Here is a 26,452-nt window from a genome sequence, read left to right as displayed (position 1 = left end):
TCTTGCGGTTTTCGTGCTATCAAGAAACTCCCCTTTTACGGCAGACGTATACGAAAGCGGGAGGGACGTTGAGAGGGATAAAATGAACTCGCTCGATTTCGAATCGCTGGCTGAGTTGCTTACGCATCTGCTGCGAATATTGGAAGGCGATGAATAAGCCACCCGGTTTCAACGTCGTTTCGATCTGGTACATTAATTGCTCACGCAGAGCCGGCGGGAAATTAAAAAACGGAAGACCGCTCAAGATGCAATCGAGCCCATCGAGTCCTTCACTCTGCAAGGCATGCTGCATGTTGCATGCATCGGCATAACAGGCGAAGTGCCGAAATCCTGCTGATAATTGACTTCGCATCTGTTGGTCTTTTTCGAACAATAGAACCTTTGCCTCTTTATGCAGAACCTTTGTCAGATGTCTGGTAATGGCGCCAGTGCCAACCCCGAGTTCAGCTACGCTCCTTACTTGATTCCATTGAACTGGTTGGAGCATTTTTTTGGCCAAAAACACGGAGCTCGGTGCGATGCTGCCGATCTGCCTCGGTGCACGCATGAATTTATATAGAAACAAAAGCTGCTCCTGCATGGCTCTAATCATGAAATAACTCTCCTCTCATTCCTTACGATGCATCTATCGTAACCAAAAATTCTGCAGAATGAGCTAAGAAAAAGATAAAGAATTTCTGAAGAAAGTTTGAAGAAAGGGAAAGCACAAATAGCCCCTGGCACCGGATCCGCTAACCTCTTTCTTTTGTGTGTTTTACATCTCCCAATACCCATTCCTTTTCATTCTCCCGACATATGATAATCCATACATTTGATTTATGGAGATGAGCGAATGACAACCCCTATTGATGTATTAATCCCAGCGATCGAGAAAGATCTGGGGACACTCCCCCATGTTATTGATGCCGTGAGGAAATATGTGAAGCACCCTATTCGAGAAATCATTATTGTGGCTCCGCGCAAGCAAAGAATTCTTGATCTTTGTTTGAAAAAGGGGTGTAGGTTCGTTCATGAAGATACAGTTCTCCCTATAACGAAGAAGAACATCCATTATGAATCCAAAACCTGGGATCGGTCTGGATGGCTTTATCAGCAGTTGCTTAAGCTAAGCGGCGATACTTTGTGCTCCTCAAAGTACTATTTGGTCATTGATGCCGATACAGTACTCATTCGTCCGCACGTCTTCAAGGTGAACAACAAGACTGTGTTTTACAGCAGAAACTGGAGTCAGAGCGAATACTTCAAAACGTATAAAAAATTGATGGGAAGAAGCCGCTCCTCTCGATTGTCCTTCGTTACTCATTACATGCTGTTTGAGAAATCAAAAGTAACCCATTTGAAACAAGCGATTGAGTCTAAACATAACAGAAGCTGGTATTCTGCGATAATAAGGAGCATGAATAAATCCAAACCATTTGCTTTTTCAGAATTTGAAACGTATGGAAATTTCCTTTATTCGTCTGCGCCTGGCACGATGATTTTGAAGTCTGCAAGGAATAAGAGCCTAAATTTAAGCCCCTCCCAAATTTCACCTTCAAAGTTGTCTTCTCTGGCAAAAGCATACAGGTCTATTTCTTTTCACAAACGTAAAGGGTATCTTAAATCCGTCAAGAAATAAGGATGATGGGTAACGTTCCACAAGGAAGGAGTTTTGGGCTTGCGTATTGTACTATTGTGCGGGGGATCGGGAAAAAGGTTATGGCCATTATCCAATGAGATTCGCTCCAAAGTGTATCTAAAGCTTTTGAAAACCGAAGCTGGGATCAGAGAATCGATGATTGAACGCATATGCAGACAATTGGATGAGGTGGGACTGCTTCAATTCACTTGTATCGTCGCTCATCAAAGTCAAGTGGAAATTACACGTAAATATGTTGGTGAGCACATTCCTATTATTGGCGAACCTCATAAAAGAGGAACATTCACAGCCGTCGCTTTAGCTGTGAGTTATCTTCATGAGAAGATGCAAGTGGATCCGAATGAAACGATTTGTATTCTTCCAGTGGACACGTATGTAGATACCGCGTTTTTCAGGCTTCTCCATCGCTTTCCCAATGTCCTCGCACATTCTAAGGCAGATCTTGCACTCCTCGGTACAAAGCCTAATAAACCTTCAGATCAGTTCGGCTATATTGTTCCAGTTTTGCCAAAAGATAAGGTTGACTATTTTTTCGTCCGCCAGTTCATAGAAAAGCCTAATGAGCAAGCTGCCACTCGCTTAATCGAGGATCATGCTATGTGGAATTGTGGTGTATTTGCATTCCCCTTGAGATTCATGCTGACGTATCTGAAGGATAACGGGCATCCTGTCCAAGTTGAGGCTTGGCTGGCTAATTACGAACAAATTACAAATGTAAGCTTCGATCGAGAAGTAGTTGAGCTCACACAGCCTGCTGTTGTTATAGGGTATGAAGGTTATTGGACTGATCTGGGGAGTTGGCCCGCGCTAAGCGCTCATTTTGAGGATACAATTATCGGATCAGGGCGAATATCGAATGATTCCGTCAATACCCATCTCATTAACGAACTCCCCTACCCCATTGAAATTATTGGCATACCGGATATCATTGTTGCAGCAAATTCTGATGGTATTTTAATCGCAAATAAGGATAAAGCGAATCTAATCAAGGAAAGACTCGCACTAGTACCTCAGATGCCGATGTATGAAGAGAAAAGATGGGGTTCCTATCGGGTCCTGAATTATGGCAAAGATGAAAGAGGAATAGAAGCCATGATCAAGAGTGTGAAGCTCATCCAAGGCAACTATACAAGTTATCACCAGCATCTCAAACGACAAGAAATTGTGACGATCTTATCGGGTAGTGCGGAGATCTTAATGGAGGAAAAACTGTATAGGCTACAGGCGGGTGATGTTTTGCAATTTCCAGCTGGCATCAAACATGGAATTAAGGCAGTTACCAATCTTGAGCTAATGGAAGTCCTCTTAGGGAATGAACTCGCTCAAGAGGATATCATTCGTTTTCCCATAAAATGGTAGCTAAAAAGGATATTCAAAACAGATATTCAAAAACAGTAAAACAGGTTCTTTCCTCAAAAATGGATTGCACCTGTTTTTCTTAGTTTTGATTATTAACTGGCTTTACTCAATGATGGCAACGTTACCGAAATAGCCTAAATACATAAATGTATGGACAAAAACATTGGAGAACGTTTAAGGTTGCCTAGCACTAATATAGATATGCCTTAATAGGATGTTGTGAAGTCAACATCCCCATAAGGAGGCAATGTAAACGATGCAGAAGAAAAAACCTACAAAAAAAATGAAAACTGCGGCCCTGGTGCAGAGGCACGTACATGAGTTTGAAGGTAGTACGAAACTGGCTGAGCAAGGCGCAGACCGCCACAACCATCGCTTTGCAGGTATTACAGGGCAAGCGATTCGCGTGGGAAGTAGTCATGTCCATGATATTGATCTCTCGAAAACAGATTTCTTAAACCATTTTCATAATCTCAAAAAAATTAGAACGGGACCGGCTATTTCAGTAGGAAATGGTAAACATGTACATTTTGTTACAGGCCAAACGACACTAAATGATGGTCATGTTCACCAATTTAACTTTGCTACATTGATTCAAGCACCTCTTGTTTAAGGAAGATATCATAAGCCCTAACTTCGTAAAAAGCGTTCACCCTTAGCTAATGAGTGAACGCTTTTTTTACTTCAAACTAGTTTTTTATAGGGGGAAAATATTCGCTGCGTTCATTTTCCAAATGTCCATTCTAGAGACAACAAGCTCGCTGCTACTGCTAATCTCGAAGCCATCACTGTCCTCTAAAGAAGGGTAGGCTCTTGCAGTAAGACAGGTCTCGTCATCTACAAATACCTCAATAATCGACTGATCCGCAAAAATCCGGAGATTCACCGTACTTTCTCCAGCAGGCAATTCTCCCCTAACTGGAGTCTTATGAACATTCGGAAACAGACTGGACTTGGATCGGTCGATCTCCACCGTATTCGCCTTCAAATTCAGGCGTACATCCGTACGCTCGGACCTACATGGCGAGACAAATACGGAAACAACCAGTTCACCTTTCTCCAATTCCGTTCGATCAACCGTCAGCAAGCTCTCGAAGCATGTTGAACGTACGCCTGTATTTACAGGATCCTGCTTGGCACGGATATTCTCCAGACCGAATTTCTCGCCTCTCAAAGTCTCCAGCTCCGGAACCGGCACCATGGCGATCGCACCATTCTCCTTCAGTTCAACAATCCGTGGCAGCGCAAGTGCTCCCGCCCAGTTCAAGAACACAGGGAATTCCTCACCTCTTCCTTCCGGAATCCACCCGTGCATCACCCGGCGCCCCTGTTCATCTACAAATCCGGTGGAGGCATAATAGCCTTCAAAGCCGCTGTAGTCCACGGTGCCATGCTTCCTAACATCCGTTAATTTATCTCCGCTGAATGTCCCTGATATGTAACGGACCTGCTTGCTTGGCGAATAGAACACGACCGCTTTATCTCCAAATCGGAAGATATGCGGGCACTCCCAGATCTGCTCGTCTCCCTGATGAAAAATTCCTATGTAGCTCCAGTTCTCCAAGTCCTCGGAGCGATAAATAAAGCTGCTGCCTTTGCCTTCGGCGCTGCCGCCAAGCAGCATCCTCCAACCATCCTGCTCCCTCCAGACGAATGGATCTCTCCATTCCGTCACATCAAGCTCACCGTGTATCATGGCTGTTAATACCGGATTGATGTCCGGCTTCACCCAGGTTGTCATGTCCGTCCCTCTTGACATCCATTGCTGTGCACCGTTAGTCGGGTTTCGGTCGCCATCGCCAATGCTCGTATAGAACTGAATCACTTCATCACCGTTCACAACAGAGCAGCCAGAGAAGACATGAACTTCTCCAAGCTCCCGAGAGGGAGCCAGAGCAATTGGTTTATGCGTCCAATTCACCAGGTCCGTGCTTGTGGCATGTCCCCAATGAATATCGCCCCATTCCGGCTTTGAAGGATTATGCTGATAAAATAAATGATAAACGCCATCCCTCTGAAATGGTCCGTTCGGGTCGTTCATCCAATTACGCTGTGCCGTAAAATGATACCTCGGTCTATATCGATCCATGATTATCGCTCTCTTTCCATTAGTATGTCCGATAGAAGCGCCTCGCACTTTCCTTCTCGGCAAGCGGCAGCCGAAGGGCAACCGGTAACATTTCTGGGAAAGCCTTATGCGGCTCGCGCTGATACCAATAGGCCACCGACGAATAATCGTTAGACTGTGCATTCCCGTGCCCATGCTCAATGCTGAAACGAATTGATTTTCGGAAGATGATCGGATCGTTGATATGATAACGGTACTGCGTCATTTTACCCGAATAATCGTTAAATGAGATCGTATTGCTCTCCTTCCAGGCATCCCCGTTCTCCCGGATCGGTGCGTACAGCGATAAGCCGTGGTAAGGAGCATCATATTTGCCTGACGGATAACCCCACGCCGCACAGAAATAATCTTCCGTTCCTGTACCATGCAGGCGTGGTGGCCACGGCTCCCCGTCGATGAAGAACATATCATCCCCTTCGCCCGCCCAACTGAAGCCCGGAACAGGATTAATATGATCAATACTCAGGTTACAGCCTACATAATGGCCTTCGCCTTCGGCATCCAGCAGAACGTAGTTGTCGTCGCCCGTCAAGTTTTTGATCTGACATACTTTATCGTCAATGGCGTAATTGGGCTTATTCTGCTGATCCTGCTCCTCCTTAAGCTGGTCCAGATCAACCGTTCCTTTGGTCGGATTCTCTCTTCTCCACGAAGCGTGGAAATAGAAGCTGTCCTCGGAGACCGGCTGCTTCACATAGTCCACATAAAAGTAGAGCACCATATCGTTCTCGCACTCGTTTACGATCTCGATTCGCGCGCTTTGGCGGAATGGCATTTCGAAGAAGCAGTTCATGGCTGCCTTATTCTCCACAACACCTTGGGTCGTAATCATGTTAAGCGGTATGGAAACGTAGTGGCTGGCTACGCCATGCCCCACCCCGAAGAAATCTCCAACAGGCGAATCGACGCTTGGCTCGTTCTCTCCGTCCCAATACATGCGGATCAGAACCTTACGAAAGGCGTATTTGTCACGGGCACCAATGGTCATCCAGATATGCTTGATAATCCCTGAGCCCTGAATATCCGAGATAACCGCCGTTGTTCCTGCTTTAATATCCATGAAATCTCGATTGCCGCCGGTTCGGTCCCAGCTGGAGTCGCGATGGGAAGTTCCTTCTTTGCGCAGATAAAGTTCGTGCATTGCTATCGCTCCATTTCCGAATTAGCCTTTAATTCCCGTTAATGTGATACCTTCTACAAAATACTTCTGCCCAATAAAAAACACGATAATAGCGGGAGCAAGTACGACCGTTGCTGCTGCCATCATCAGATGCCATTCCGCCGCATACATACCTTTGAACTGCTGTAGCCCTAAGGCCAATGTATATTTAGACTCGCTGTTCAAATATACAAGCGGTCCAAGGAAATCATTCCAGGAACCTAAGAAAGTAAACAATCCAACTACGATCAGAGCAGGCTTCGTCAGCGGCACGATAACCGAGATAAAAATTCGCCAGTGACTGGCCCCGTCCGCATAAGCAGCCTCATCCAATTCACGCGGGATGCTCATAAAGAACTGACGCAAAAGGAAGATATTAAAGGCTCCGCCTCCAAACCATGCTGGCGCAACCAAAGGAATAATAGAATTGGTCAGTCCAATCTTGCTCCAACCCACAAAGGAAGGAATAAGCGTCACCGCGTAAGGCAGCATCATGCTCGACAGTAGGAGACCGAACATCAGATCGCGGCCCCGCCATTTCATGCGCGCAAAGCTGTAAGCGCTGATGGAGCCAGTAATAACCACGCCGGCTATCGTAAGAGCAACAATGATTACTGAATTGATAAAATACCGCCCGAACGGCAGCGTTGTAAGCGCATCGGAAAAGTTCGAGAATCGGATTGGATCCGGAATCCAGACCGGCGGCATCTCGAAGATCTGTCCCATGTCCATCAGCGCGCTGCGCAATAACCAGACGAGCGGGAGCAGGCTGAACGCGCTTCCTGCCAAAAGCACAGCATACACAAGCGTTCGTTCCATCCAAGTCTGTCTGGTCATCGCGCTCCATCCCCTTCGTAATAAACCCATTTTCTCGAGGTTTTAAAAATAATAATCGTCAGCACCATGATAATGGCGAACAGCACCCACGCAATAGCGCTTGCACTCCCCATGCGAGAGAACTGGAAGGCTTCGCGATACAGGTAAAACACGTAGAATAGACTCGCGTTATTAGGACCGCCGTTAGTCATCACGTACGCCTGGGAGAAAATCTGAAAGCCGTTAATGATACCCATAATAAGATTGAAAAAGATTGAAGGGGTCATCAACGGGACAATAATATGACGGAGCTTTGCAAAGCGCGAACCACCATCCATCTCAATGGCTTCATACAGCTGTCTAGGAATGTCCTGCAGACCTGCCAGGAAAATAATCATTGTACCTCCCGTCGTCCACAGGTTCATCATGGCAAGCGACGGGATAACGGAATGCTCGCCGAATATCCACTGGCTTGTCGGTAGTCCCAGCGTTTGCAGCATAACATTCGCTAATCCCAGATCCGGGTTAAGCAGCCACAGCCAAATAAACGAAATGGCAATGATAGGAACGATGGAAGGCAGGTAGAAGATGGTCCGGAATATCGCTTTTCCTTTTACATCCCTGTTCAACAGAAGCGCGATAAGAAAAGAGTAGATAATAGCCGTTGGTACACTCAGAACAACAAAATAGATGGTGACGCCAAGCGACTTGTAAAAGTATTGATCCTCGCCACTGAACATCCGCTTGTAATTGTCAAGTCCGATAAATTCCGGTACATTGGTGCCTGAGAAATCCGTAAAGCTCACATAAAAGCTGTAAATCATAGGGCCAAATGTAAACAGGATAAAGCCCAGAATCGCAGGTGATGCAAACAGGATGCCATTCAGGTCGTTTTTCAGTGCTTTGTGTTTGAGCTTTATGTTCTTCTGTATTTCGGTCGATAGGACTGACATGCAATCGGCTCCTTTCTAACGGATAGAGGGAGCGGCCCTTGGGTCCTGCTTGCTATGCTCTTCTCTGAACACAGGATCGCTCCCACGACCGATTATTTTAAGTAGGTACCCTTCACGAACGGTTTCACTTTAGACTCAATCTCCTTCATTGCCTGCTCAGCCGTCTTTTTGCCAAGCCAAACCTGATCCAGGGCAGGGCCGACAGCAGCATCGATCTCGACAAAGTTCTTCACGTTGTTTTCCGGGGATGGCACTTCATGCTCGTAAGTCGATTTCATAACGGCCTCCTGGAAGCCGGCAGGGCGGCCAGGCAACTCTTCACTTGCCCATTTCTTGATGAGAGCAGGATCCTCATACCATTTTTTCAATTGCGGCATCCACAAGCCTTGATGCATTTCCAGCACATTGTTAGGATCCGTCAGGAACTTGGAAAATTCCCACGCTTCCTTGGGATGTTTCGTGCTCTTGAAGATAACAAGCGAACCGCCATGGAAGAACGTCTTATAGTCCTTCAAGATCGGCAATACGCCAACGCCCCAATTGAGCTTCGTCTTGCTCAGATCAAGATGGTTCCAGCTTCCATCAACCACCATGGCAACCTTCTTCGATTGCAGCGCAGTTGCTGGCGCAGGAATGCTGCTCGCCTGAACCGGAGATGGCGCGACATGATCGACGTTGATCAGGTCGGCAATTTTCTGAATGGCTGCTGTCGCTTCAGGTTTCGACAGCCCAAACTCTGTCCCGTCCGCGCTCAGATAGTCTCCGCCATTGGAGAGGACAAGCGGCATGTATCCGTTCCACCCCAGACTGTATTTCACGCCGTACTGTTTAATGTTCTTCGAATCGAAGCCAGGATCATCGGGGTGTTTGCCGTTCTGGTCGATGGTCAGCTTTTTCGCTACAGCCACGAATTCGTCCCATGTCCATGCATCCTCCGCTTTGGTTGGAGGTGGGTTCACGCCGGCATCCTTGAACATGTCGGCATTATACATGAGGCTTGGTGTAACAGATGCTTGGAAAGGACCCGCACTCTTGTCCTTATCCCAGTTCCACCAGGCATACGTCAAATAGTCATCTTTCTTGATGCTCGGATCGTCTTTCATCAGGTCGTTAAAGTTATAAATAAGGCCCTCTTCGCCCATTTTTAATTTCCAGGAGCCTGAATAACTGATGTCCGGCGCCTCGTTGCCCGCTACCATCGCGTTCAGCTTTTGCAGGAAGTCATCTCCCGGAATGTGCAGGCCTTCAATTTTGACATTAGGATTCTGCTTTTCAAAAGCCTTGATAGCATCTTCAATCGCTTTCTTCTCCTGAGGACTGCCCCAGTAAGTAAACTTCAACTTCACATTCTCTTTGCTGCCCATTGCCCCGCTTGTAGTGGCTGACGGACTACTGGATGAGGCCGAAGAACCGGAATTGCCGTTCTCGTTACTTCCGCAAGCGGTTACAACAGAGACAAGAGACAAACTCAGAGCTGTCAGTAAAGACAATGTACGTAAGCGTTTCCTTATCATCAAATGATTCCCCCTGATTTCCATTAGCTCGCTGCAGCAGCTATTTCATAGTTTAGCCTCTTTCCTCGGAAAAGCCTATTGAACAATCTTTCGTTTTACGGACGATTTTACGATCATTGAGCGTGAGGCGTTAATTGGCAGACTTCGCTGGATGGTGGTAATATGTAGCTGCACATTGCGCATAGAAAAAGCGATGCAGGTTTTATCTCAGCATCGCTTTTTTATTACTCGTGAGGCTTGTATGGGAATTCCAGGCTGATGCGGGTGCCCAGACCTTCCTCAGACTCGATTTCGATGCCATAAAGGCTTCCGTATAGTAGTTTGATTCGCTTGTCTACATTACGAAGTCCAACGCTTCCTCCTTCTCCTGGCACCCGCCGTTCTGTATGTATTCCACAACCGTTGTCCTCCACGATAAATTGCATAACCTCTTCGGACTTGCGGCCGTATACAGTTATAAAACCGCCCGACTCCATATTTCGGAAGCCGTGAATGATGGAGTTTTCGACGAGTGGCTGCAAAAACAGCTTGGGTACACTTGCGCCAAGCAGCTGGGGATCAATCTCGAAGGATACCTCAAAGCGCTCGTCAAAACGGCTTTTCATAATAACTATATAGTCCTTCAGCCAGTTCAGATCATCCTCAAGCTTGGAGGAATCTCTTGTATTATCTGTCGTGTAATGGAGCATACGAGAGAGACTAATCAGCATGCTGCTCACCTGCTCCTTATCGCCATTAACCGCCATCCAGTTCATAATATTGAGTGTGTTGTAGAGAAAGTGGGGGTTGAGCTGAATGTTCAGCGCCATAATCTCCGTCTCTTTCTCCCTCAGCTTCACCACAAAGTTCTCGTCGATCAGCTGCTCGATTCTTTCATTCATACTGTTGAACTTCGTGAGTACATGCCCGAACTCATCCTTGCTGGGACTGGGTACCTCAATCCTGGCAGTAAAATCACCTGTACCAACTCGCTTAATGGCAAGTAGCAGCTTATTAACCGGCAAGGATATGCGTGATGATATCCAGTAAGCGAACAGCAACGACATGAGCAGAAGGGATACCCCAAGCGTCAGAGTAAAGACATTAATGGTCCTGGTTAGACCGACAACCAGCTCTTTCGGAGGAATCAGTACCACCGACATCCAGCCGGTCACGGCAGATGTAGCAAAGCAGGCAAGCATTTTCTCCCCGTCTATGGTGAGCATAGCCGTACCGCTTCCCTTCGTCCATAAGGGCTGAATCCATTCTGCGCGAGCCAGACTATCCTCTTTCTGACTCGCTATTATAGCTCCATCGGAATTCGCTACCAAGTAAGAAGCGCCGTGGATTGGAATACTATTATTAAATACATCAGCATACAGGGATTCCTGGAAATTCATAATCAGATAAGGCCGCTCGGAGCCGCTCTCTGCACGCACAATAATGGTGTCGCGGACACAGGAAGGACTGATTTCCCTGACAGCCGAGAACAGATGACGGTACTCCAGATCTACGTCATCCAGCTCAGAAAGCTTATACATCGAGGAATAATCATAGGTTGGGATCCATGCTATACTTCCTTTCTCCATCCTTGCGCCCGTATACATATCCGTCTCGTAGAACTGCTTAGGCGGGAATGTGTTTTTCCCCTTATCCCCATACAAATAATCACGGGTTGCCAGCTGAACGGAATAGAGATAACCGGACTGCGAGAAGTACCGGTTCAAAATCTCCTTAACTTTTCTATCCGTTTGAAGCTGCTGCAGTCCGTCCTTGCTCGGAGCGCCGTTAAAAAGCTGAAACAAGTCGCATTCAGTCATCAGAGACAGGCTGTCGTTCTGCAATTTAATCAGCCGCTCATCGATCAGCTGGTTGTTTTTCTTGACGATTTCCAGCACATTATCACGGGCGAGCTTCTCTGTCGTTTGCTGGCTAGTGAAGTAGAAGCCCGTCCCCAGAATGGCAAGCGGCAGCGTAATCAACACGATGTAGGAGATAATTAATTTGCTTCTAAGCCGCATAATATAACTTCCTCCTAGACCACCATGTTCTTACGGTATTCTTCCGGAGACAGTCCAGTCTCCCGTTTGAATATCCGTGTGAAATAGCCGGCATCCCGGAAGCCAACGGCGAACGCAACTTCGGACACCTTCCGATCAGAGTCACCCAGGAAGGTTTTGGCTTTCTCAATACGCAACCCGAGCAAAAACTCCGTAAAGGTAAGGGAGGTCTGCACCTTGAACAGGCCGCTGAAATACGCTGGACTGAAAAAATAACGCTTCGCAATCATCTCCATAGACAAATCCTCCATGTAATGCTCCTCAAGATAAACGATACACATCTGGATAATGACCTGACTCTTGTTCTTCTTCCGATTTTCCATTCCGTCGATGATGCGCCCCAAATAATAAGTGACCTTCAAAGTTAGTTCTCCAAGTGACGGGCAGGCGGGCAGTTCAAATTCCATTTCTGAAATGAGATTACCGGCTTCCTCTCTGCCGAGCAATGCTTCATTGTTTTTCGTCTGGGTAACCAACATATATAGTACCCGTTCCTTGAGATGGGCAGGTGACGGACGCTTGCCCTCTTGCAGCTGGCCGATGAACTCCTCCAATGCCTCTTCAGCCAATTTCCTGTCTAACTGCGTGACGGCAGTTCCGATTTTAGATTCCGAAGAATAAGGCCGCAGGACTGGCTTTTTTGGATCGTAAGCGATTTCAGAAAAGATAAGAAGTGAGCTGTAACCCTGATAAAAGGTAAAATCAAGAGCGTCCAACGCCTGCCTGAATGAAAAATGGATATCCCTATATGGATCTGCCACAATCTCGCCTACCCCTATGGCAGCAGACAGCCCGAACTCAAGCTGTACCCGGCTGATCACTTCGGCAAGCTGAACCAGATCGCTATGCAGCAGCCATTCGACCTGATGCTTCGGTGAAAGGATCGAGACTAGAAGCGGCTCCATACCGTCCAAATAGAAACAAATCGAAGAACCAATCAAGTCCAATAACGGCTGAAACCATGACTTGAATTTCAGCTTGAACTCTTCAAACTCCTCTACTTGATTGAACTTTAAGGTTATGATCAACGAAGCTTTCCTGTCCGGAAGGAGACGGGACATCTCTTCCTGGTCACTGTCGCTGAGCTCCCCACGTACCCATCTATTTAAGAGATGCTGTTCATATACGGGTATGCTAGAATGAAGCTTCCGCTTCAGTGACTCTGCTTCGAGCATTTGCCGCTTCTCCTCCTCCAGGGAAGTTTCCAGTTTGCCCAGCATTTCACTCATTTCTTCCCGCTTGAGCGGCTTTAGCAGATAATCAAAGGCTCCAAGCGTTAACGCCTTCCTTGCATAATTAAATTGCCCGTACACACTGAGGATGACAATTTTGATGCGGCGTGGCTGCTTGAGTAAAGCTTCAATTAACTGCAATCCGTCCATATTAGGCATCCTGATATCCGTAATGATGATATCGACCGGATTATCAAGTACAATGCTCAGTGCTTCTTCACCGTCTTTTGCGGTAAAAATACGATATTCCTGTCTAAGGCCCCGCAGCATGTCCGCAATTCCTCGGCGGTGATGCGGCTCATCGTCGACTACCAGTAAGCCATACATATCTATCCCTCCAAGTGAAGCAACTCTATCATTCAGTATTATGCTTGCTATTATTTCAAATTCAAGTTTTCTGGTCAACAAAGAAAAAAAGATGACTTTGACATAGGTCCAATAGTCATCCATGATTTGCTGCTTATATGCGAAATTAAGTTAATCATAAAAAACATCCTTCGGAACCTCTCCGAAAGGATGTCTCTTTTTCATTGAACCCGTGCACTCTTGCCTTATATAAGAATCAATTCTTCAAGCAGCTCATCAATTTGGTGCTTAGTTATTCCCGCCATCGAATTCTCTGCCAATTGCTTAATCGTTGATTTTCGGACTAAATTTAGAAAAGGGCCATCGAGTAAGGCTGACATATGCTTGTTAAAAATTTCCGTTGCTGCTTTATGATCTAGCACATCATTGATTCTCGAATGCTCATTAAACTTTACGCGGAATAGATCGCTATTCTCATACGAGAACGTGTAGTCTCCAGATCCTAGAATGACGCGCACACCTTGCTCGACTTCACTTATAGCCTGAATGCCAAGAATCGAAGTGTCGAGGCAAAGTCCTCCTTCTTTCACATTACCAACCGTAGCTCCTGTCAGAATAACTTCTGCGGTTGTATTGGCAGGAACACGCACCATCATTTGAATTTGTCCCTGATCCACTTGCCAGCCAGACTCAATTCGTCCATATAGGGAGGTATGCGCTGCTTTGGCATAAGTAAGACTATTTAGCCCAAACAGCGGCTCGATATGAATGCGCTTGAAGGCAGGCACAGTAACGTCCATGTCCAATCCGGCTATTTTTCGGTACATCCAGTCTCCGATTGCCCCATAAGCATAGTGGTTAAAAGAGTTCATATCATCGCTCCAGAAGGAACCATCTGATTTGATGCTGTCCCAGTGCTCCCAAATGGTTGTCGCTCCCTTGGAAACGGAGTACAGCCACCCTGGAAAACTTTCTTGCAGCAGCAGTTTAACTGCTGTTTCGTGATAGCCGTTATTCGAAAGTGCGAAGCACAAGTAAGGTGTACCTACGAAACCCGTTGATAAATGGTAATCATTATCCAGAATGAGTTCATTGAGATCCTTCGCAACTCTTGCACGCACCTCATCATCAACTAGATCGAAGACGAGTGCAAGGATATGCGCAGTTTGCGTTGGGGCAGCTACACGCCCATTTTTCGTTATAAATTCATCGCGGAATGCTTGAATAACACCAATATAAAGCTCATCGAAAGTAATAGCCTCTTCTTCATGTCCAAGAGCTCTTGCGGCATCTCGAACAATACGTGTCGAATACGCATAATAAGCTGTTGCAATTAGAGCAACAGGTGTCGCACCAACGTAACTATCTTCCTTCGCGTCCAGTCCAAGCCAATCTCCAAAATGGAAGCCGGTGTTCCATAAATACTCCTGTTCGCCTTGCGAGCGAATATAGGAAATCCACCCCTTCATACTTTCATATTGTTCAGCAAGTAGACGCTTATCTCCATAGTATTGATAAACCGTCCACGGACAAATTACCGCAGCATCTCCCCAAGCAGCTGAATTCTCTCCGCCTACAACATCTGGTACAACAAAAGGAATACCGCCATTCGGCCTTTGTTCTTCTTTCACATCATGTAGCCATTTCGTAAAGAATGGCCCGCCTTGGTAATTAAATAGCGCTGTGCTTATGAAGACCTGAGCGTCACCCGTCCAGCCCAATCTTTCGTCACGCTGTGGACAATCTGTTGGTACGTCGAGGAAATTGCCTCGTTGACCCCAGCGAATATTGCTTTGCAACTGATTTACTCTAACATCCGAGCATTCGAACTCACCTGTTTGCTCCATATCGGTATGTATGACTTCACCGACAAATGCGTCCAGTGGCAGGCCCTTCTCTTGGCCAGGAAAACCTTTGACCATCACATAGCGAAAGCCCATGAAGCTGAAATAAGGCGCATAGTTTTCAGGGCCACTCCCTTTGGCAATATAGGTTACAATCTGCTTAGCTGTACGCAGGTTTCCAAAATAAATATTGCCGTCGTTATCCAAGACTTCAGAATGATGTAGCTCAATTCGGGTACCTGCAGGAGCAGATACAATGAATCGTACGCGGCCTACCATATTTTGTCCCATATCCAGTACATGATCGCCAGCAGGCGTTAGGAAATAGGCAATAGGACGTATCGTTTCCGTTACACGGGTCGGCGAGTTTTCTTGAGGCACAAGCACATCGTAGCCCATATCTTTACAAACTTGTGTAGACTTCCACTCATCCTCTTGGTAATTCACTGAGCTCCAACCTGCTTGCTCTAACTGCGCATCATAGGTCTCACCATGGTAGATTGTTGAGTATTGAATAGGTCCAGTAGAAGCCTTCCAGGTGGAATCTGTTGCAACAACCGTTTCCGATCCGTCTTTATATTGGATATGCAATTGAGCGAGTACAGCTCGCTGTTCGCCGTATTTAAAGTTCTTGTTTCCAAAGCCAAGACCACTCTTGTACCAACCATCGCCGAGCAGAATACCTAGCCCATTTCCTTCTTTTTTCAGCAATTCTGTAACATCGTAGGTTTGAACTTGCAACCGTGTTGGGTAACTGGTCCAGCCTGGCGCCAGCAGTTCATCAGAAACACGTACCCCATTCACATACAGTTCGTAGACGCCTGCAGCTGATGCATACATACGTGCAGATATGAAGTCTCTTCCCACCTCAAACTGCTTGCGAAATAGAAATGCAGGCTCAGACTGCGGATCTATCTCACTTTCGTTAGGTGTGATCCACTGCGCTTGCCATTCCTTTTGATCTAACAAGCCCATTTCCCACCAAGCGATTTCGCTCCATGAGGATTCACGACCATCGTTATCCCAAACTTTTACTTTATAGAGATAACGGGTTCTTGTTTGCAGTTCCTGTCCGCCATAAACAACTTGAATCGACTGATCTGATTCTGTATACCCTGTATCCCATGCTGGCTTTGTAAAGTCACCCTCTTCGTTAGCTACTATGATCTGGTAGGCTCGCTGCATCGTACCTCGGCGATCCGATTCAATTTGCCAGCTTAGTTGAGGATTCCTTGATCCAATGCCAAGCGGATTCGTCTTGTATTCACATTTCAATGCCGTAACCTGTAAGTTCCCCATCATAATCCTCCCCATTAACAATCCTATGATTAGCCTTTTACTGAACCCGCTGTCATCCCTGCTACAATTTTATTGTTAAAGAAAATAAATAAGACTAGAGGCGGCAAGGTGATTAGCAAAATATTCATAAATAGCAAATTCCATTGTGTGACGAACTGACTCTGAAAGTTATACAACGTCAATTGCACCGTTGCATTCTTAGCCCCTGGGAAGAAATACAGGGGATTCGTAAAGTCGTTAAAAATCCCTACTGAAGATGTGACAATTATCGTTGCTGTAACGGGCTGTAAAAGCGGTAGAATGATTTTAGAAAACAGACCAAATCCGCTGCATCCATCCACCACAGCAGCTTCATCTATTTCACGTGGAATGCCTGACATAAACCCTTTGTACAGTAACACTCCGAAAGGAAATCCGAGTGCAACTTCAATGAGAACGAGACCTGGCATTGTTTTAAATAAACCAAGACCATTCAAGACCCAGATCGTCGGGACAATAGCGGGAGGAATAATTAATCCAGAAAGCACAAGGAAATTAAGCCATGGCGTCGCACGATCGTTTCTACGCTGCATAACAAAGCCTGCCATTGCACAGACAATAATCAAGACGATAATCGACAGCACCGTCAATAAAGTGCTGTTATAGAAAGCCCGGAGAAGCATGTAATCCCGGGCAGTAATCACTTCTTTTAGATTATCCCAGAGATGAATCGTAGAGGGCCACGCTAAGTTTAATAAGGAGGACTCTTTCTTGTCCTTGAGTGCATTGACAATGACAAAATAGAATGGAATCCAGAAGAGCACAACGCTCAGAAGAATTGAAATGATTTCGACGCTTAATCCTCTTATTTTTCTGCTCATAGTTCCGCCTCTTTTCTATTCAGGTAGGAATATAGCGGAAGGGCTAGTGCCGTTACCACGATAAACAAGATTACATTTCCTGCAGTAGCCAGACCATAATAGCCGCCCTGATACTGCTTATAAATAATGGAAGCGATAAGGTCAGTCGTAAATCCCGGCCCCCCTTTGGTCATCGTCCAAACAAGATCGAAAGAGCGCAAGCCACCGATAAACGATAGAATAATGACTGAGTTCGTTGCGGGACGGCTTAACGGGACAATAATATTCCAGAACTTACGGAATGCGCCTCCACCATCAATATCCAGAGCTTCATAGTAATCCTGAGGAATAGAAAGGATTCCTGCGATATAGATAACCGTGGCGAAACCCACGCCTTTCCACACATCAACAAGAGCTACTGACAGCAGTGCTATTCGTGTATCACCTAACCAGTCTGGTCCATTAATCCCTATTGCTGCTAATGCCGTATTAATTAACCCTTCCGTTGGATGCATCATCATACTAAATGTGATTCCGACTGCAATGGTACTAAGCAAGGTAGGAAAAAATATTACAGACCGCAGATAACCTTTGGCTCTTATTTTTGAAGTTAGAAATACGCCTAGCAACATGCCTAATACGACCTTTAACACACAAGTAACTAAAGCGTAAATCAGAGTATTCTTAAATCCGATCAGGAGCGAAGCCTCTTGGAAAAATGATCTAAAGTTATCCAAACCAATAAATGTCCAGCTGGTTAAATTCCATCTTGTCAGACTAAAGAAAAATGACATGATGGTTGGAAAGATAAAAATCACTACATAGATAATGGCTGCAGGAATAAGAAAAGCATATGAGTACGTACGTTTGAACACCTTTGCCAACGTGATCACTCCTATATTTGAGAAAAGAGCCGGTCCTGCATGAAATTCGCATCGCCGACCCTCATCCATTTAATCTTCAGCTATTACCAACCTTGCAGTCCTAATTGCTTCGCTTGTTTTTCAACATCTTTGTCATACACTTCAGCAGCTTGTTTACCTGTTTTGATAGCTGCACCAACTTCGGTTGTAATTTGTGCTAAGCTAGAGCCTTTAATTGGAGATACAAATTCCAAGGCAGGCGATGTTTTATTCCCATCAAAATATGTCGACATATCTTTAACCAATTGCGCAACGTTATCAGGCAGCTTCGATCCTTTGATCGGGTATGGGCCTGAAGGCTTGGAAGCTGCAGCTTGAGCAGCAATTCCCTCTGAAGAAGCGATAAATTCAACGAATTTTTTTGCTTGTTCTGCATGTTTAGTCGCTTTGTAAATATAAGCACCGTCTGGCATCCACACCGTTAAACCATTTGTACCGGCAGTATCGCCCGGCTGAGCAAAAAATCCGATATCTTTCATTTTGTCAGGGAAGTTTTGCTCAAGTACAGGTGTTGCAAGGGAAAGCATCGGATATTGGGCACCCTTGCCTTCCGCCAGCATCTTCATACCCGAATCATAGGTGGTTGCTAAGAAATCTTTGTTCAAATAGCCTTTTTTCGCGATTTCCTCGAGTTTTTCAAAGCTTCTGAAAGCTGCTGGATCTGTAGAAAATTTTGCTTTATTAGCGGTATAATCATCTGCAAATTTCGGATTTGCAGCTTGCACATTGTAGTAATCTGCCAATACCACGATTTGTGTAGTCCAATCATCTTTATAACTGCCAATAACAGGCGTGATGCCAGCTGCTTTTATTTTCTCGCTATTAGCCATCAGTTCTGCCCACGTTTTGGGAACGGAAAGTCCCAGATCCGCATAAATCTTTTTATTGTAGAACCAGCCCCCAGCCATCGTTGAGCCTATCGGACCCGCGTAGATTTTACCTTTGGAACTTACTGTGGGTTTATAAGAGTCAATAATATTCGCTTGGAAAGGTTCATTCGTGAGATCTAGCAAATTTTGTTCAGGATTAAGCGCTTGCATAAGTGATCCGCTGTTATACACAAAAACATCTGACATATCACCTGTCGCCAGGCGGGTTTTAATGATGTTATCGCCTTCAATGCCGCCTGGGCGGGTTTCTTGTTCAACATGGATGTTCGGATATTTCTTTTCAAACGCCGCGACAACCCCTTTTGCCAAATTAACAGAATCCTGGGTGTTGCCAATTAAAAGTGAGATGGTTACTTTCTCATCCATCTTTTTCGAGCTGCTGTCTGCAGATTGTCCTTTCGTATCTCCTGAAGAAGATGTCGAAGCCGTTCCACAACCTGCTAATACACCAGCCAATAATACCGAAGTGGACATAGCTGCAACCCATTTTGTTGTCTTTTTACTCATCTTCAAATCCCCCTTAGTCGCCTTGATTAGGATGAATCGATACTTATGTGTGACACGAGTTTATTCCCCCGTGCTATTATCTTAATCGCTTTTCCTAATCGCAGGCAGTGCCTCATTCTTCAGATAACTGTCCGTATTTTTTAGATTCCTAAGGTGTTCGATAATTGATCTTTATATTGTCCAGGCGTACATCCGGTGTATTTTTTAAATACTTCAGAGAAGTGCCTATAGGTATGGTACCCCACTTTCTCACTCACATCATTCACTTTCAGCCCGCGGCTAAGCAGCATTTTGGCAAGCTCCATGCGTTTACGGGTCACATATTTAATATAGGATTCACCAACTTCTTCTTTAAACAGCACGCTGAAATAAGAGGGATTCATGCCAACATGCGCTGCCACCTCTTGAAGCGTGACATCACGGGTATAGTTTTGCTCCATATAATTACGCGCACGTGTGACGGATACATGCCTGGAGTGTTCACGCGCCTCCATCGTACTGCCGACAATCATGTCTAATTGACTCCGAAACCATTCGGTAATTTTCCCACCTGCTGCCATTTCTCGAAACTCCACATGGGGCCGGTAGGCTTCAGGAATGTGACCGACTTTATCGCCAGCTGCTTTTTTCGCTTCTTCGAGGGCCAAATAAAGAAGCTTAAGCATCTCATGCTCAGCCACTTCGGCATCAAGCTTTTCCTTTTGAATCCAAGCAATAAAACGATCAATCTGATCGAGCATGCCCGCCTTATTGCCAGAACGCAAACTCAGAATAATGCCTTCCTCGCGTTCACTTAAACCTTCGGGCCGAGTAATCAACTCACCTAAATCCTCAAAACGTACGATCCCTTTCTCCCCCAAAAAATGAGCCGATCGTAGCGCACGAAGTGCTTCTTTATAGCTGAGTGCAGCTTCTCTCAACTCCGCATAAGTCCGGCCGCTCCCAACAGAGATATCAGCTTGCTCAGATTCTAATAACAACTGCCCCCAGAACTCAGGGGTTGGCTGCTGGGTATGCACACATACGAGTAACCTCTCTTGGCCATGACGGAGCGGAATCACTGTATAGTCAGTATGCTCTGAAATTTGCAGCCGATCTGATTCCGTTGCCAGAACGGTTACTCCAACGAGGTTCTCCGACGCTGCGCCATAAATTTGCCGCCACTTCTCTTCAGCTTCCCCACCAATAAATAGTAAATCCAATGTCGCCTTTTCCAGCAGCTCGCGATGACTGTTGCTTACTTTCGTCTTAAGTTCCTGTACTTCTCGCTGCCTGCTGATCTTATCCATCACCTTACGGATTGCTTTCTCAATCGTTGGAACCGTAATTGGCTTCTCTAAATAATCGGCGACTCCAAGATTAATGGCTTGTTTTACATATTCAAACTCATTGAAACCACTAAATACGATACATAACGTCTCCGGCGCTTCCCGCATAATCACTTCAATCAGTTGGAGTCCATCCATTCCCGGCATCCGAATATCGGTGAAAATAAGCTGAGGACGGTGTACTCGAAATAATTCGAGTGCAGATAGACCATTGTCAGCCGTACCAATTAGCTCGATGCCAAAGCTTGACCAGTCAATCAATTCACGAAGACCTTGAAGCACAATATATTCATCGTCGAACACAACGGCCTTAAGCATTAGTTTCCCTCATTTCACCGAATAGTTGGAAGCGAATTTCAATTCGAGTACCTTGATTAAAGACACTTGAAATCGTTAACGAACTGGTCGTCCCATAATACAAAGTCAGTCGTTCACGCACATTTTTCAAGCCATATCCTTGTTCCGTCACAGTCATATCTGATATTCCTACACCGTTATCTTCCACTGTAAAAACAAGAAACCCCTCGTCCCTTTTGCCCGTAAGTCGAATCATACCTTCTCCCACCTTGGGTTCTAGGCCATGGTAAATCGCATTCTCAACAAGGGGTTGAAGCAGCAACTTCATAATCTCCATCCCCATTAAGGCAGGCTCGACCTCTTCTACATATTGAAACCGATTATGATAACGAATATTCTGGATCGTCATGTAATGCTCAATGTGCTTTAATTCTTTATAAGCAGTGATGGTATCTTTTCCTTTGTTCAGGCTCAATTTAAAACTTTCCGATAAAGAAATCGCCATCTGTGCGACATTATGATTTTTTTGCAAAGTCGCCATCCAATAGATCGAATCCAACGTATTATATAAAAAATGCGGCTTAATTTGTGCCTGCAGTGCTCGAAGTTCAGCCTCCCGCTCCTTTAATTCCGAATGAATCAACCGTTCAGTTAACTGTTTATTTTCATAGACGACGCGTTTGAAAGTTTCCCCGATCGTACCTACCTCATCTTGTTCGAATGTCTCATCGAATTCACGAGCTCCCTTCGTCCAATCCACCATCATTTTTTTGATCTGTAGAAGAGGACGGGTAATACTGCCGGAAATAAAAATGGAATAAAGCAACGAAATAATGCCCATAGAAACTGCGATGAGTGTTGTGATTGTACGAATATTATTCGATTGCTTGAGCAGTTCATTCACTTTTATCAGGTGAATAAATGTCCAATTCGTCGTTTGGTTCTGGTATTGACTGATGAGATAACCCTTTTGCTTCAATTGGTGAATAAGTGATTCATTGTTCCCTGCATTGAGAACCGAATCGTCGGCTAGCCCGTTATTAAATACGATTTTACTTCTATCAGGAGAATTATCCAGTGCCATGAAACCGCCGGTATTGTTATTTTCAGTAAAAATATTTGTGAAAATATCCTTAGATATATTCACGACTAACAACCCGATCGTCTGCCCGCTGGGACTTGACGCATCCCGAAATAATTTTACCGTGGAGAATGAATTCTTCGAATTTTCCAGTATATCATAGCCTAGAAAAACAACCTTTCCCTGATCCTGTACAGCACTCTTATACCAATCGGACTCCTGAATGAGCTTAATTTTATCCGGTTTCTCATATACACCTGCATCATCAGAGCGCCCAGCGCAGAAGGTCTTGAACTCTAAATTAAATACACAGATGGAGTTTACATATTTGGTATCGAATTGATTGTTATTAATCACTTTTTGCAGCTTATTAGAGGGCCCTTCACGAGTCGGTTCTGCGGATTCAACTTTAGTTACCTGAGCAACGTTGCTGCTTGACAGAACCTCCCGCACCTCATTATTCACTACGATTGAACGATTCATATTGATTATGCTGCGAAATAATAAATCCGCCACTTCACTCGATGTTTCCAAATGATTTCCATACGTTTGCGCATTTGTTTCCATCAATGTGTTCTTCGCAATATTGAAAGACATATATCCTAAGAAGAAGAGCGGGGGTAGAGAGATGATAATCATAGCAACCAGAAAACGACTTCTAAGTCTTTGTAAGCGAATTTTTGAAAACAGAATTCGCAATATTCTTTTCATATTATGCCTCCCCCATCCACTGTCGTATGTCTCGTGAGCTTAACCTAAGGACTATAAGGGTATTATAGCTAGTTCAATCCTATTTACATAATGTGCTTATTCTTTGGGTGAGTGTCCGTTTTTTTTGGAACAGCATCTAGACTACTTCCTCGAAACGTAAAAAACCATGCAGTAAATGCATGGCTTAAATCATTGATCATATAGTAAGCAATCCTGTTCCCACAATTCCTAACATTCTTATATCCGCCCTAATATGAGAGTGAAAACAGCCAGGGGCACTGTGGAGAATACATGCAGCATTTGTAATGAATCGCACTGCAAGTTTAAAAAAGGTTTGCCTGGTTTTTATAGTACCTTCTTATACATTCAAATGCGTACCATACAGCGGCTTCATTCATCATTTTCAAAGCCATTTCTTCATCCTGATCTACTTGTTTTAGATGTTTTTCCAAAGTATTCCTTATACCGTTACAAATTTCCTGGATAGGTTCTACATATGCAAAATAATCGACTAAATATCCTTCCGAACACTCACTTGCCTTATTCATGATCAAAATCATTTGATCTTCAGCTAGATGATAGCTTTCCTTCAATAAATCTTTAATTCCTTCCATTAATTGTGGATCTTCCTTTTCTTTTTGGATGGCTAAATTCATCATAATGCCCCCTTTACTAGATCGCTTAATAGCCAATCAACTTAGATCCCTTTCATAATCTTCAAGTAGCTACCTCAACGTCCTTATGTGGTCTTATGCTCCATAAGATTAGGAACGCGACGATCACAATTACAAGACTCGCCCAATAAACGTCTCGAAATCCCACAAACTGAGCAATGATACCACCGCCTAAATTTCCTACTAATCTTCCAATAATGGACCCATTGTAATAGATCGAAGTGGATAGCCCTGGTGAATTAGGAAGCAGTTCCGTAAAATAACTTAATCCATTACCCATAACAATAGCCACAAATGCTGCCTGTAAAAGCTGTGCTGCGATCAGATGCCAGGAATCGGTAGAAACACTTAAAATAATATTGTAAAGTATGGCAATACAACATGCGCTGATCATCAAAGAATGATTGGATATCTTTCTGCTTACAGCACCTAACACGAACATAATGGGAATCTCTAAACCAGCACATATACTAACAACCATTCCAACATCGGAATATGTACCATGAAGCTCGTTGACAATAAATAATGGCGTAACAATCCCGTTAACGGCATTGACCGCAAATAGAAAGATGAAGGCAATTAGTGGATAAAATATCTGACTCCGTTTGAGTGTAGTTGTACCAGTACCCATTCTCTTTTTCTGAATGGCTCCTTTTTTAGGCAGAAATATAAAAACAAGAGATGATATTGTAAGAAAAATAGCAGAAGTCCCCATAAAGAGACCCTTATATCCAACAGTGCCTAAGATTATAGTTCCGATTAGGGGACCTACCAAGAAACCGAGAGATACAAGTGAACGTAAAGTGGACATCGCAAATGTCTTGTCATCGGAGTTGCTTTCATTTGCCGATTCCTGAGCGTAGGCATAAATTTGCGGCATAGCAGCAGCTCCTAAACCACTAAAAAAACTAACAATGATAAGCAAAATTAAAAAGTTATCAAATACTAAATAGGAGGTATAGCCCAATGCAGAAGAAACCGTTGCTATAATAATAATAAATCTCCGGTCCATCCTGCGATCCGAATGTTTACCAATAAGAGAGTTGGCCACCACACCACTTAACGAACTCACGGCTGTGAAAATTCCGAAGGTTGCCGCACTCATACCCAATTTCTCTGTACAATAGAGAGCTAAGTACGGCAGTGAAATTGAAATACCTGTACCTACCAATAGAACACAAATGACAAACAAACCATATCCCTTGATCGCAAACAATTTATTTATTCGAGTAAACAACTTTTGCCTCCTTAAAACAATATGATTACCGCTGATTCTCTGAGCAGCAAATGAGAAAGGCAGATATCCCATTCGTCTCGAATCATTATCTATTCCTCTCACTTTACTAATAAGGAGCAGTTTGCCACGTCGGCAGACCTGCTCCTCGCTTTCACTTACTCCATTTCTGTTCCTTCCTAGACTAACTAAATTCGCTGCGGCGTGGCAGTGAGAACCATAGTCCGTCAAGCCATGCTAACTGCTGCTGCGTCAAGGCATTCATTTCAGCGGCTTGCAAGCTCGCATCCAATTGCTCCGGATGACTGGCACCAATAATGGCGGAGGTAATGCCCGACTGCTGCGTGACCCATTTGACGGCCGTCGTTACAGGATTCAAATCCTGCTCTTCACACCAGACCCGGTACCGATCAACTGCGTCGAGCGTCGCTTCTTTCCAATATCGTTCTTGGTAGAAGACCCCCGAATTGTTCCCGAGTCCAAACCGGGTCCCTTCTTCGATTCGAGCGTTTTTTCCATACCTGCCCGACAACATGCCGCCAGCGAGTGGGTTGTATGTCATAATGCCGATCCCTTCATCAAGTGCCATAGGAACCAAATCTTCCTCAATCATCCGAAACAACAGATTGTACCGCGGCTGAACGCTTACGATCCTGGCGTAATTTTTCCGCTCAGCAATGCCGTTTGCCTTTGCTACTTGCCAGGCACGCCAGTTGGAGATTCCGATGTAACGGACTTTTCCTTGCTGGACAAGATCACCCATCGCGCGGAGCGTTTCATCTATTGGCGTGTCTGGGTCGAATTGGTGTGCTTGATAAAGGTCCAGATAGTCTGTCTTTAAGCGTCGCAAACTGTCCTCAACCGCTGTGAAGATATGCTTCCTGCTCAAGCCCTTTTCGTTGGGACCAGGTCCCATCGCGCCAAAACACTTTGTCGCAAGCACCAGTTTGTCTCGTTTGCCTTGCAACCACTCCCCGATGATTGACTCGGTTGCACCGGCGACGGCATGCGATTGTCTTCCAATCGGGTACACATCGGAAGTGTCAATGAAATTTACACCAGTATCATAGGCTTTGTCCAAAATTTCGAAGGAAGCCTTTTTGTCCGCTTGGTTGCCAAAGGTCATTGTTCCCAAGCACAAACTGGTTACCTTTAATCCCGTATTTCCTAATGAACGAATCTCCATGTAATCACCTCTTTTGACGGGTAGGGCGAATAGTTAATTACTTCTCGGATGTAAATAAATCCTTTGCAAACATAATGGCTGACATTGCTTTCGGCCAACCTGCATAGAAGGCGAGATGGGTCATCGCTTCGATTAGCTCTTCTTCCGACAGACCGTTTTGTTTTGCTAAATTTAAATGGTTTTTCAGCTGCTGCGTATTTCCGCCAGTGATTAGGATCGCTACAGTAATCAAACTGCGGTCACGCGGAGAAAGTCCCTCGCGCTTCCATACATCTCCAAATAATACTTCGTCTGTTAGTTCAACCAACTTAGGCGCGAAATCTCCGATCGCCTTTTGAGCAATAGTAAGTTCTTTGGAATCTGGCATTTTAATCGCTCCCTTTCATACTTATTATGCTACACTTTTAAAAGTGATCGTTATCCCATTCGTCTCAAATGATTGCCTAATCCTCTCCTCATTACTTCGCAATTGAAGATTGTTGTACTATAATGAG

General features: G+C 44.9%; 21 protein-coding genes. 3 read left to right on the top strand and 18 right to left on the bottom strand.

Annotation, left to right across the window (positions count from 1 at the left end; all coding sequences use genetic code 11):
* Positions 1-19: 19 nt before the first annotated feature.
* Entirely contained in the window at positions 20-592 is a 573-nt protein-coding gene (locus GQF01_RS25035; RefSeq protein WP_161409542.1) for a class I SAM-dependent methyltransferase, read from the bottom strand.
* A 240-nt stretch (positions 593-832) separates the two neighbouring features.
* Between GQF01_RS25035 and GQF01_RS25030 the strand changes: the two genes are divergently transcribed.
* The 3 genes from GQF01_RS25030 (at position 833) to GQF01_RS25020 (ending at position 3,611) form a co-directional block, all read left to right on the top strand.
* Entirely contained in the window at positions 833-1,618 is a 786-nt protein-coding gene (locus GQF01_RS25030) for a DUF6492 family protein (protein ID WP_161409541.1), read from the top strand.
* A gap of 39 nt (positions 1,619-1,657) precedes the next feature.
* Complete coding sequence (locus GQF01_RS25025; RefSeq protein WP_161409538.1) at positions 1,658-2,998, top strand: sugar phosphate nucleotidyltransferase; 1,341 nt, start codon at positions 1,658-1,660, stop codon at positions 2,996-2,998.
* 256 nt (positions 2,999-3,254) lie between these two features.
* Entirely contained in the window at positions 3,255-3,611 is a 357-nt protein-coding gene (locus GQF01_RS25020; RefSeq protein ID WP_161409536.1) for a YmaF family protein, read from the top strand.
* A gap of 84 nt (positions 3,612-3,695) precedes the next feature.
* On the opposite strand, the gene GQF01_RS25015 is transcribed toward GQF01_RS25020, so the two are convergent.
* The 17 genes from GQF01_RS25015 to GQF01_RS24935 all read right to left on the bottom strand — a co-directional run bounded on the left by GQF01_RS25015 (position 3,696) and on the right by GQF01_RS24935 (position 26,325).
* Complete coding sequence (locus tag GQF01_RS25015) at positions 3,696-5,087, bottom strand: glycoside hydrolase family 32 protein (protein ID WP_161409534.1); 1,392 nt, start codon at positions 5,085-5,087, stop codon at positions 3,696-3,698.
* A 19-nt stretch (positions 5,088-5,106) separates the two neighbouring features.
* The gene (locus tag GQF01_RS25010) at positions 5,107-6,267 is read right to left on the bottom strand and encodes a glycoside hydrolase family 172 protein (protein ID WP_161409532.1); all 1,161 of its coding nucleotides are present in this window, start codon (positions 6,265-6,267) and stop codon (positions 5,107-5,109) included.
* Between the two features lie 21 nt (positions 6,268-6,288).
* Positions 6,289-7,122, bottom strand: coding sequence for a carbohydrate ABC transporter permease (locus tag GQF01_RS25005; RefSeq protein WP_161409531.1), 834 nt, complete (start codon positions 7,120-7,122; stop codon positions 6,289-6,291).
* The gene (locus tag GQF01_RS25000) at positions 7,119-7,925 is read right to left on the bottom strand and encodes a carbohydrate ABC transporter permease (protein WP_407945423.1); all 807 of its coding nucleotides are present in this window, start codon (positions 7,923-7,925) and stop codon (positions 7,119-7,121) included. The genes GQF01_RS25005 and GQF01_RS25000 overlap by 4 nt, the downstream gene beginning before the upstream one ends.
* Positions 7,926-8,146: 221 nt before the next feature.
* A complete protein-coding gene (locus GQF01_RS24995; protein ID WP_161409528.1) occupies positions 8,147-9,568 on the bottom strand; it encodes an ABC transporter substrate-binding protein in 1,422 nt (473 codons plus the stop codon).
* 224 nt (positions 9,569-9,792) lie between these two features.
* On the bottom strand, positions 9,793-11,568 hold the full coding sequence (locus tag GQF01_RS24990) for a sensor histidine kinase (RefSeq protein ID WP_161409526.1): 1,776 nt from the start codon (positions 11,566-11,568) through the stop codon (positions 9,793-9,795).
* Between the two features lie 14 nt (positions 11,569-11,582).
* A complete protein-coding gene (locus GQF01_RS24985; RefSeq protein WP_161409524.1) occupies positions 11,583-13,166 on the bottom strand; it encodes a response regulator in 1,584 nt (527 codons plus the stop codon).
* A 224-nt stretch (positions 13,167-13,390) separates the two neighbouring features.
* A complete protein-coding gene (locus GQF01_RS24980) occupies positions 13,391-16,288 on the bottom strand; it encodes an alpha-L-rhamnosidase (RefSeq protein WP_161409522.1) in 2,898 nt (965 codons plus the stop codon).
* A gap of 29 nt (positions 16,289-16,317) precedes the next feature.
* Positions 16,318-17,148 carry a carbohydrate ABC transporter permease gene (locus GQF01_RS24975; RefSeq protein WP_161409520.1) on the bottom strand — a complete coding sequence of 277 codons (831 nt, stop codon included), beginning with the start codon at positions 17,146-17,148 and terminating at the stop codon, positions 16,318-16,320.
* On the bottom strand, positions 17,145-18,011 hold the full coding sequence (locus GQF01_RS24970) for a carbohydrate ABC transporter permease (RefSeq protein WP_161409518.1): 867 nt from the start codon (positions 18,009-18,011) through the stop codon (positions 17,145-17,147). Before GQF01_RS24970 ends, GQF01_RS24975 begins: the two co-directional genes overlap by 4 nt.
* Positions 18,012-18,094: 83 nt before the next feature.
* A complete protein-coding gene (locus GQF01_RS24965; RefSeq protein ID WP_161409516.1) occupies positions 18,095-19,447 on the bottom strand; it encodes an ABC transporter substrate-binding protein in 1,353 nt (450 codons plus the stop codon).
* Between the two features lie 140 nt (positions 19,448-19,587).
* Entirely contained in the window at positions 19,588-21,093 is a 1,506-nt protein-coding gene (locus GQF01_RS24960; protein WP_161409513.1) for a response regulator, read from the bottom strand.
* Positions 21,086-22,864 (bottom strand): cache domain-containing sensor histidine kinase, encoded by a 1,779-nt coding sequence (locus GQF01_RS24955; protein WP_161409512.1) that lies wholly within the window; start codon positions 22,862-22,864, stop codon positions 21,086-21,088. Before GQF01_RS24955 ends, GQF01_RS24960 begins: the two co-directional genes overlap by 8 nt.
* Positions 22,865-23,187: 323 nt before the next feature.
* Positions 23,188-23,520, bottom strand: coding sequence for a hypothetical protein (locus GQF01_RS24950; protein ID WP_161409510.1), 333 nt, complete (start codon positions 23,518-23,520; stop codon positions 23,188-23,190).
* Between the two features lie 61 nt (positions 23,521-23,581).
* On the bottom strand, positions 23,582-24,775 hold the full coding sequence (locus tag GQF01_RS24945; protein WP_161409936.1) for a sugar efflux transporter: 1,194 nt from the start codon (positions 24,773-24,775) through the stop codon (positions 23,582-23,584).
* Between the two features lie 181 nt (positions 24,776-24,956).
* The gene (locus tag GQF01_RS24940) at positions 24,957-25,958 is read right to left on the bottom strand and encodes an aldo/keto reductase (RefSeq protein WP_161409508.1); all 1,002 of its coding nucleotides are present in this window, start codon (positions 25,956-25,958) and stop codon (positions 24,957-24,959) included.
* Between the two features lie 37 nt (positions 25,959-25,995).
* The gene (locus GQF01_RS24935; protein ID WP_161409506.1) at positions 25,996-26,325 is read right to left on the bottom strand and encodes a carboxymuconolactone decarboxylase family protein; all 330 of its coding nucleotides are present in this window, start codon (positions 26,323-26,325) and stop codon (positions 25,996-25,998) included.
* Positions 26,326-26,452 lie beyond the last annotated feature (127 nt).

Origin of the sequence: Paenibacillus silvestris (assembly GCF_009882985.1) — a bacterium.
GTDB classification, from domain to species: Bacteria; Bacillota; Bacilli; order Paenibacillales; family NBRC-103111; genus Paenibacillus_E; species Paenibacillus_E silvestris.
This window is presented reverse-complemented; position numbering and strand designations above follow the sequence as displayed.

Bases quoted from the DNA above. Each gene is read 5' to 3' on its own strand.
- GQF01_RS25000 (WP_407945423.1), bottom strand. From the start codon at position 7,925: ATGATTTACAGCTTTTATGTGAGCTTTACGGATTTCTCAGGCACCAAT.
- GQF01_RS25015 (WP_161409534.1), bottom strand. From the start codon at position 5,087: ATGGATCGATATAGACCGAGGTATCATTTTACGGCACAGCGTAATTGG.
- GQF01_RS24960 (WP_161409513.1), bottom strand. From the start codon at position 21,093: ATGCTTAAGGCCGTTGTGTTCGACGATGAATATATTGTGCTTCAAGGT.
- GQF01_RS25035 (WP_161409542.1), bottom strand. From the start codon at position 592: ATGATTAGAGCCATGCAGGAGCAGCTTTTGTTTCTATATAAATTCATG.
- GQF01_RS25010 (WP_161409532.1), bottom strand. From the start codon at position 6,267: ATGCACGAACTTTATCTGCGCAAAGAAGGAACTTCCCATCGCGACTCC.
- GQF01_RS24995 (WP_161409528.1), bottom strand. From the start codon at position 9,568: ATGATAAGGAAACGCTTACGTACATTGTCTTTACTGACAGCTCTGAGT.
- GQF01_RS24950 (WP_161409510.1), bottom strand. From the start codon at position 23,520: ATGAATTTAGCCATCCAAAAAGAAAAGGAAGATCCACAATTAATGGAA.
- GQF01_RS24965 (WP_161409516.1), bottom strand. From the start codon at position 19,447: ATGAGTAAAAAGACAACAAAATGGGTTGCAGCTATGTCCACTTCGGTA.
- GQF01_RS24955 (WP_161409512.1), bottom strand. From the start codon at position 22,864: ATGAAAAGAATATTGCGAATTCTGTTTTCAAAAATTCGCTTACAAAGA.
- GQF01_RS24975 (WP_161409520.1), bottom strand. From the start codon at position 17,148: ATGAGCAGAAAAATAAGAGGATTAAGCGTCGAAATCATTTCAATTCTT.
- GQF01_RS24990 (WP_161409526.1), bottom strand. From the start codon at position 11,568: ATGCGGCTTAGAAGCAAATTAATTATCTCCTACATCGTGTTGATTACG.
- GQF01_RS24935 (WP_161409506.1), bottom strand. From the start codon at position 26,325: ATGCCAGATTCCAAAGAACTTACTATTGCTCAAAAGGCGATCGGAGAT.
- GQF01_RS25030 (WP_161409541.1), top strand. From the start codon at position 833: ATGACAACCCCTATTGATGTATTAATCCCAGCGATCGAGAAAGATCTG.
- GQF01_RS24985 (WP_161409524.1), bottom strand. From the start codon at position 13,166: ATGTATGGCTTACTGGTAGTCGACGATGAGCCGCATCACCGCCGAGGA.
- GQF01_RS24940 (WP_161409508.1), bottom strand. From the start codon at position 25,958: ATGGAGATTCGTTCATTAGGAAATACGGGATTAAAGGTAACCAGTTTG.
- GQF01_RS25020 (WP_161409536.1), top strand. From the start codon at position 3,255: ATGCAGAAGAAAAAACCTACAAAAAAAATGAAAACTGCGGCCCTGGTG.
- GQF01_RS25005 (WP_161409531.1), bottom strand. From the start codon at position 7,122: ATGACCAGACAGACTTGGATGGAACGAACGCTTGTGTATGCTGTGCTT.
- GQF01_RS24980 (WP_161409522.1), bottom strand. From the start codon at position 16,288: ATGGGGAACTTACAGGTTACGGCATTGAAATGTGAATACAAGACGAAT.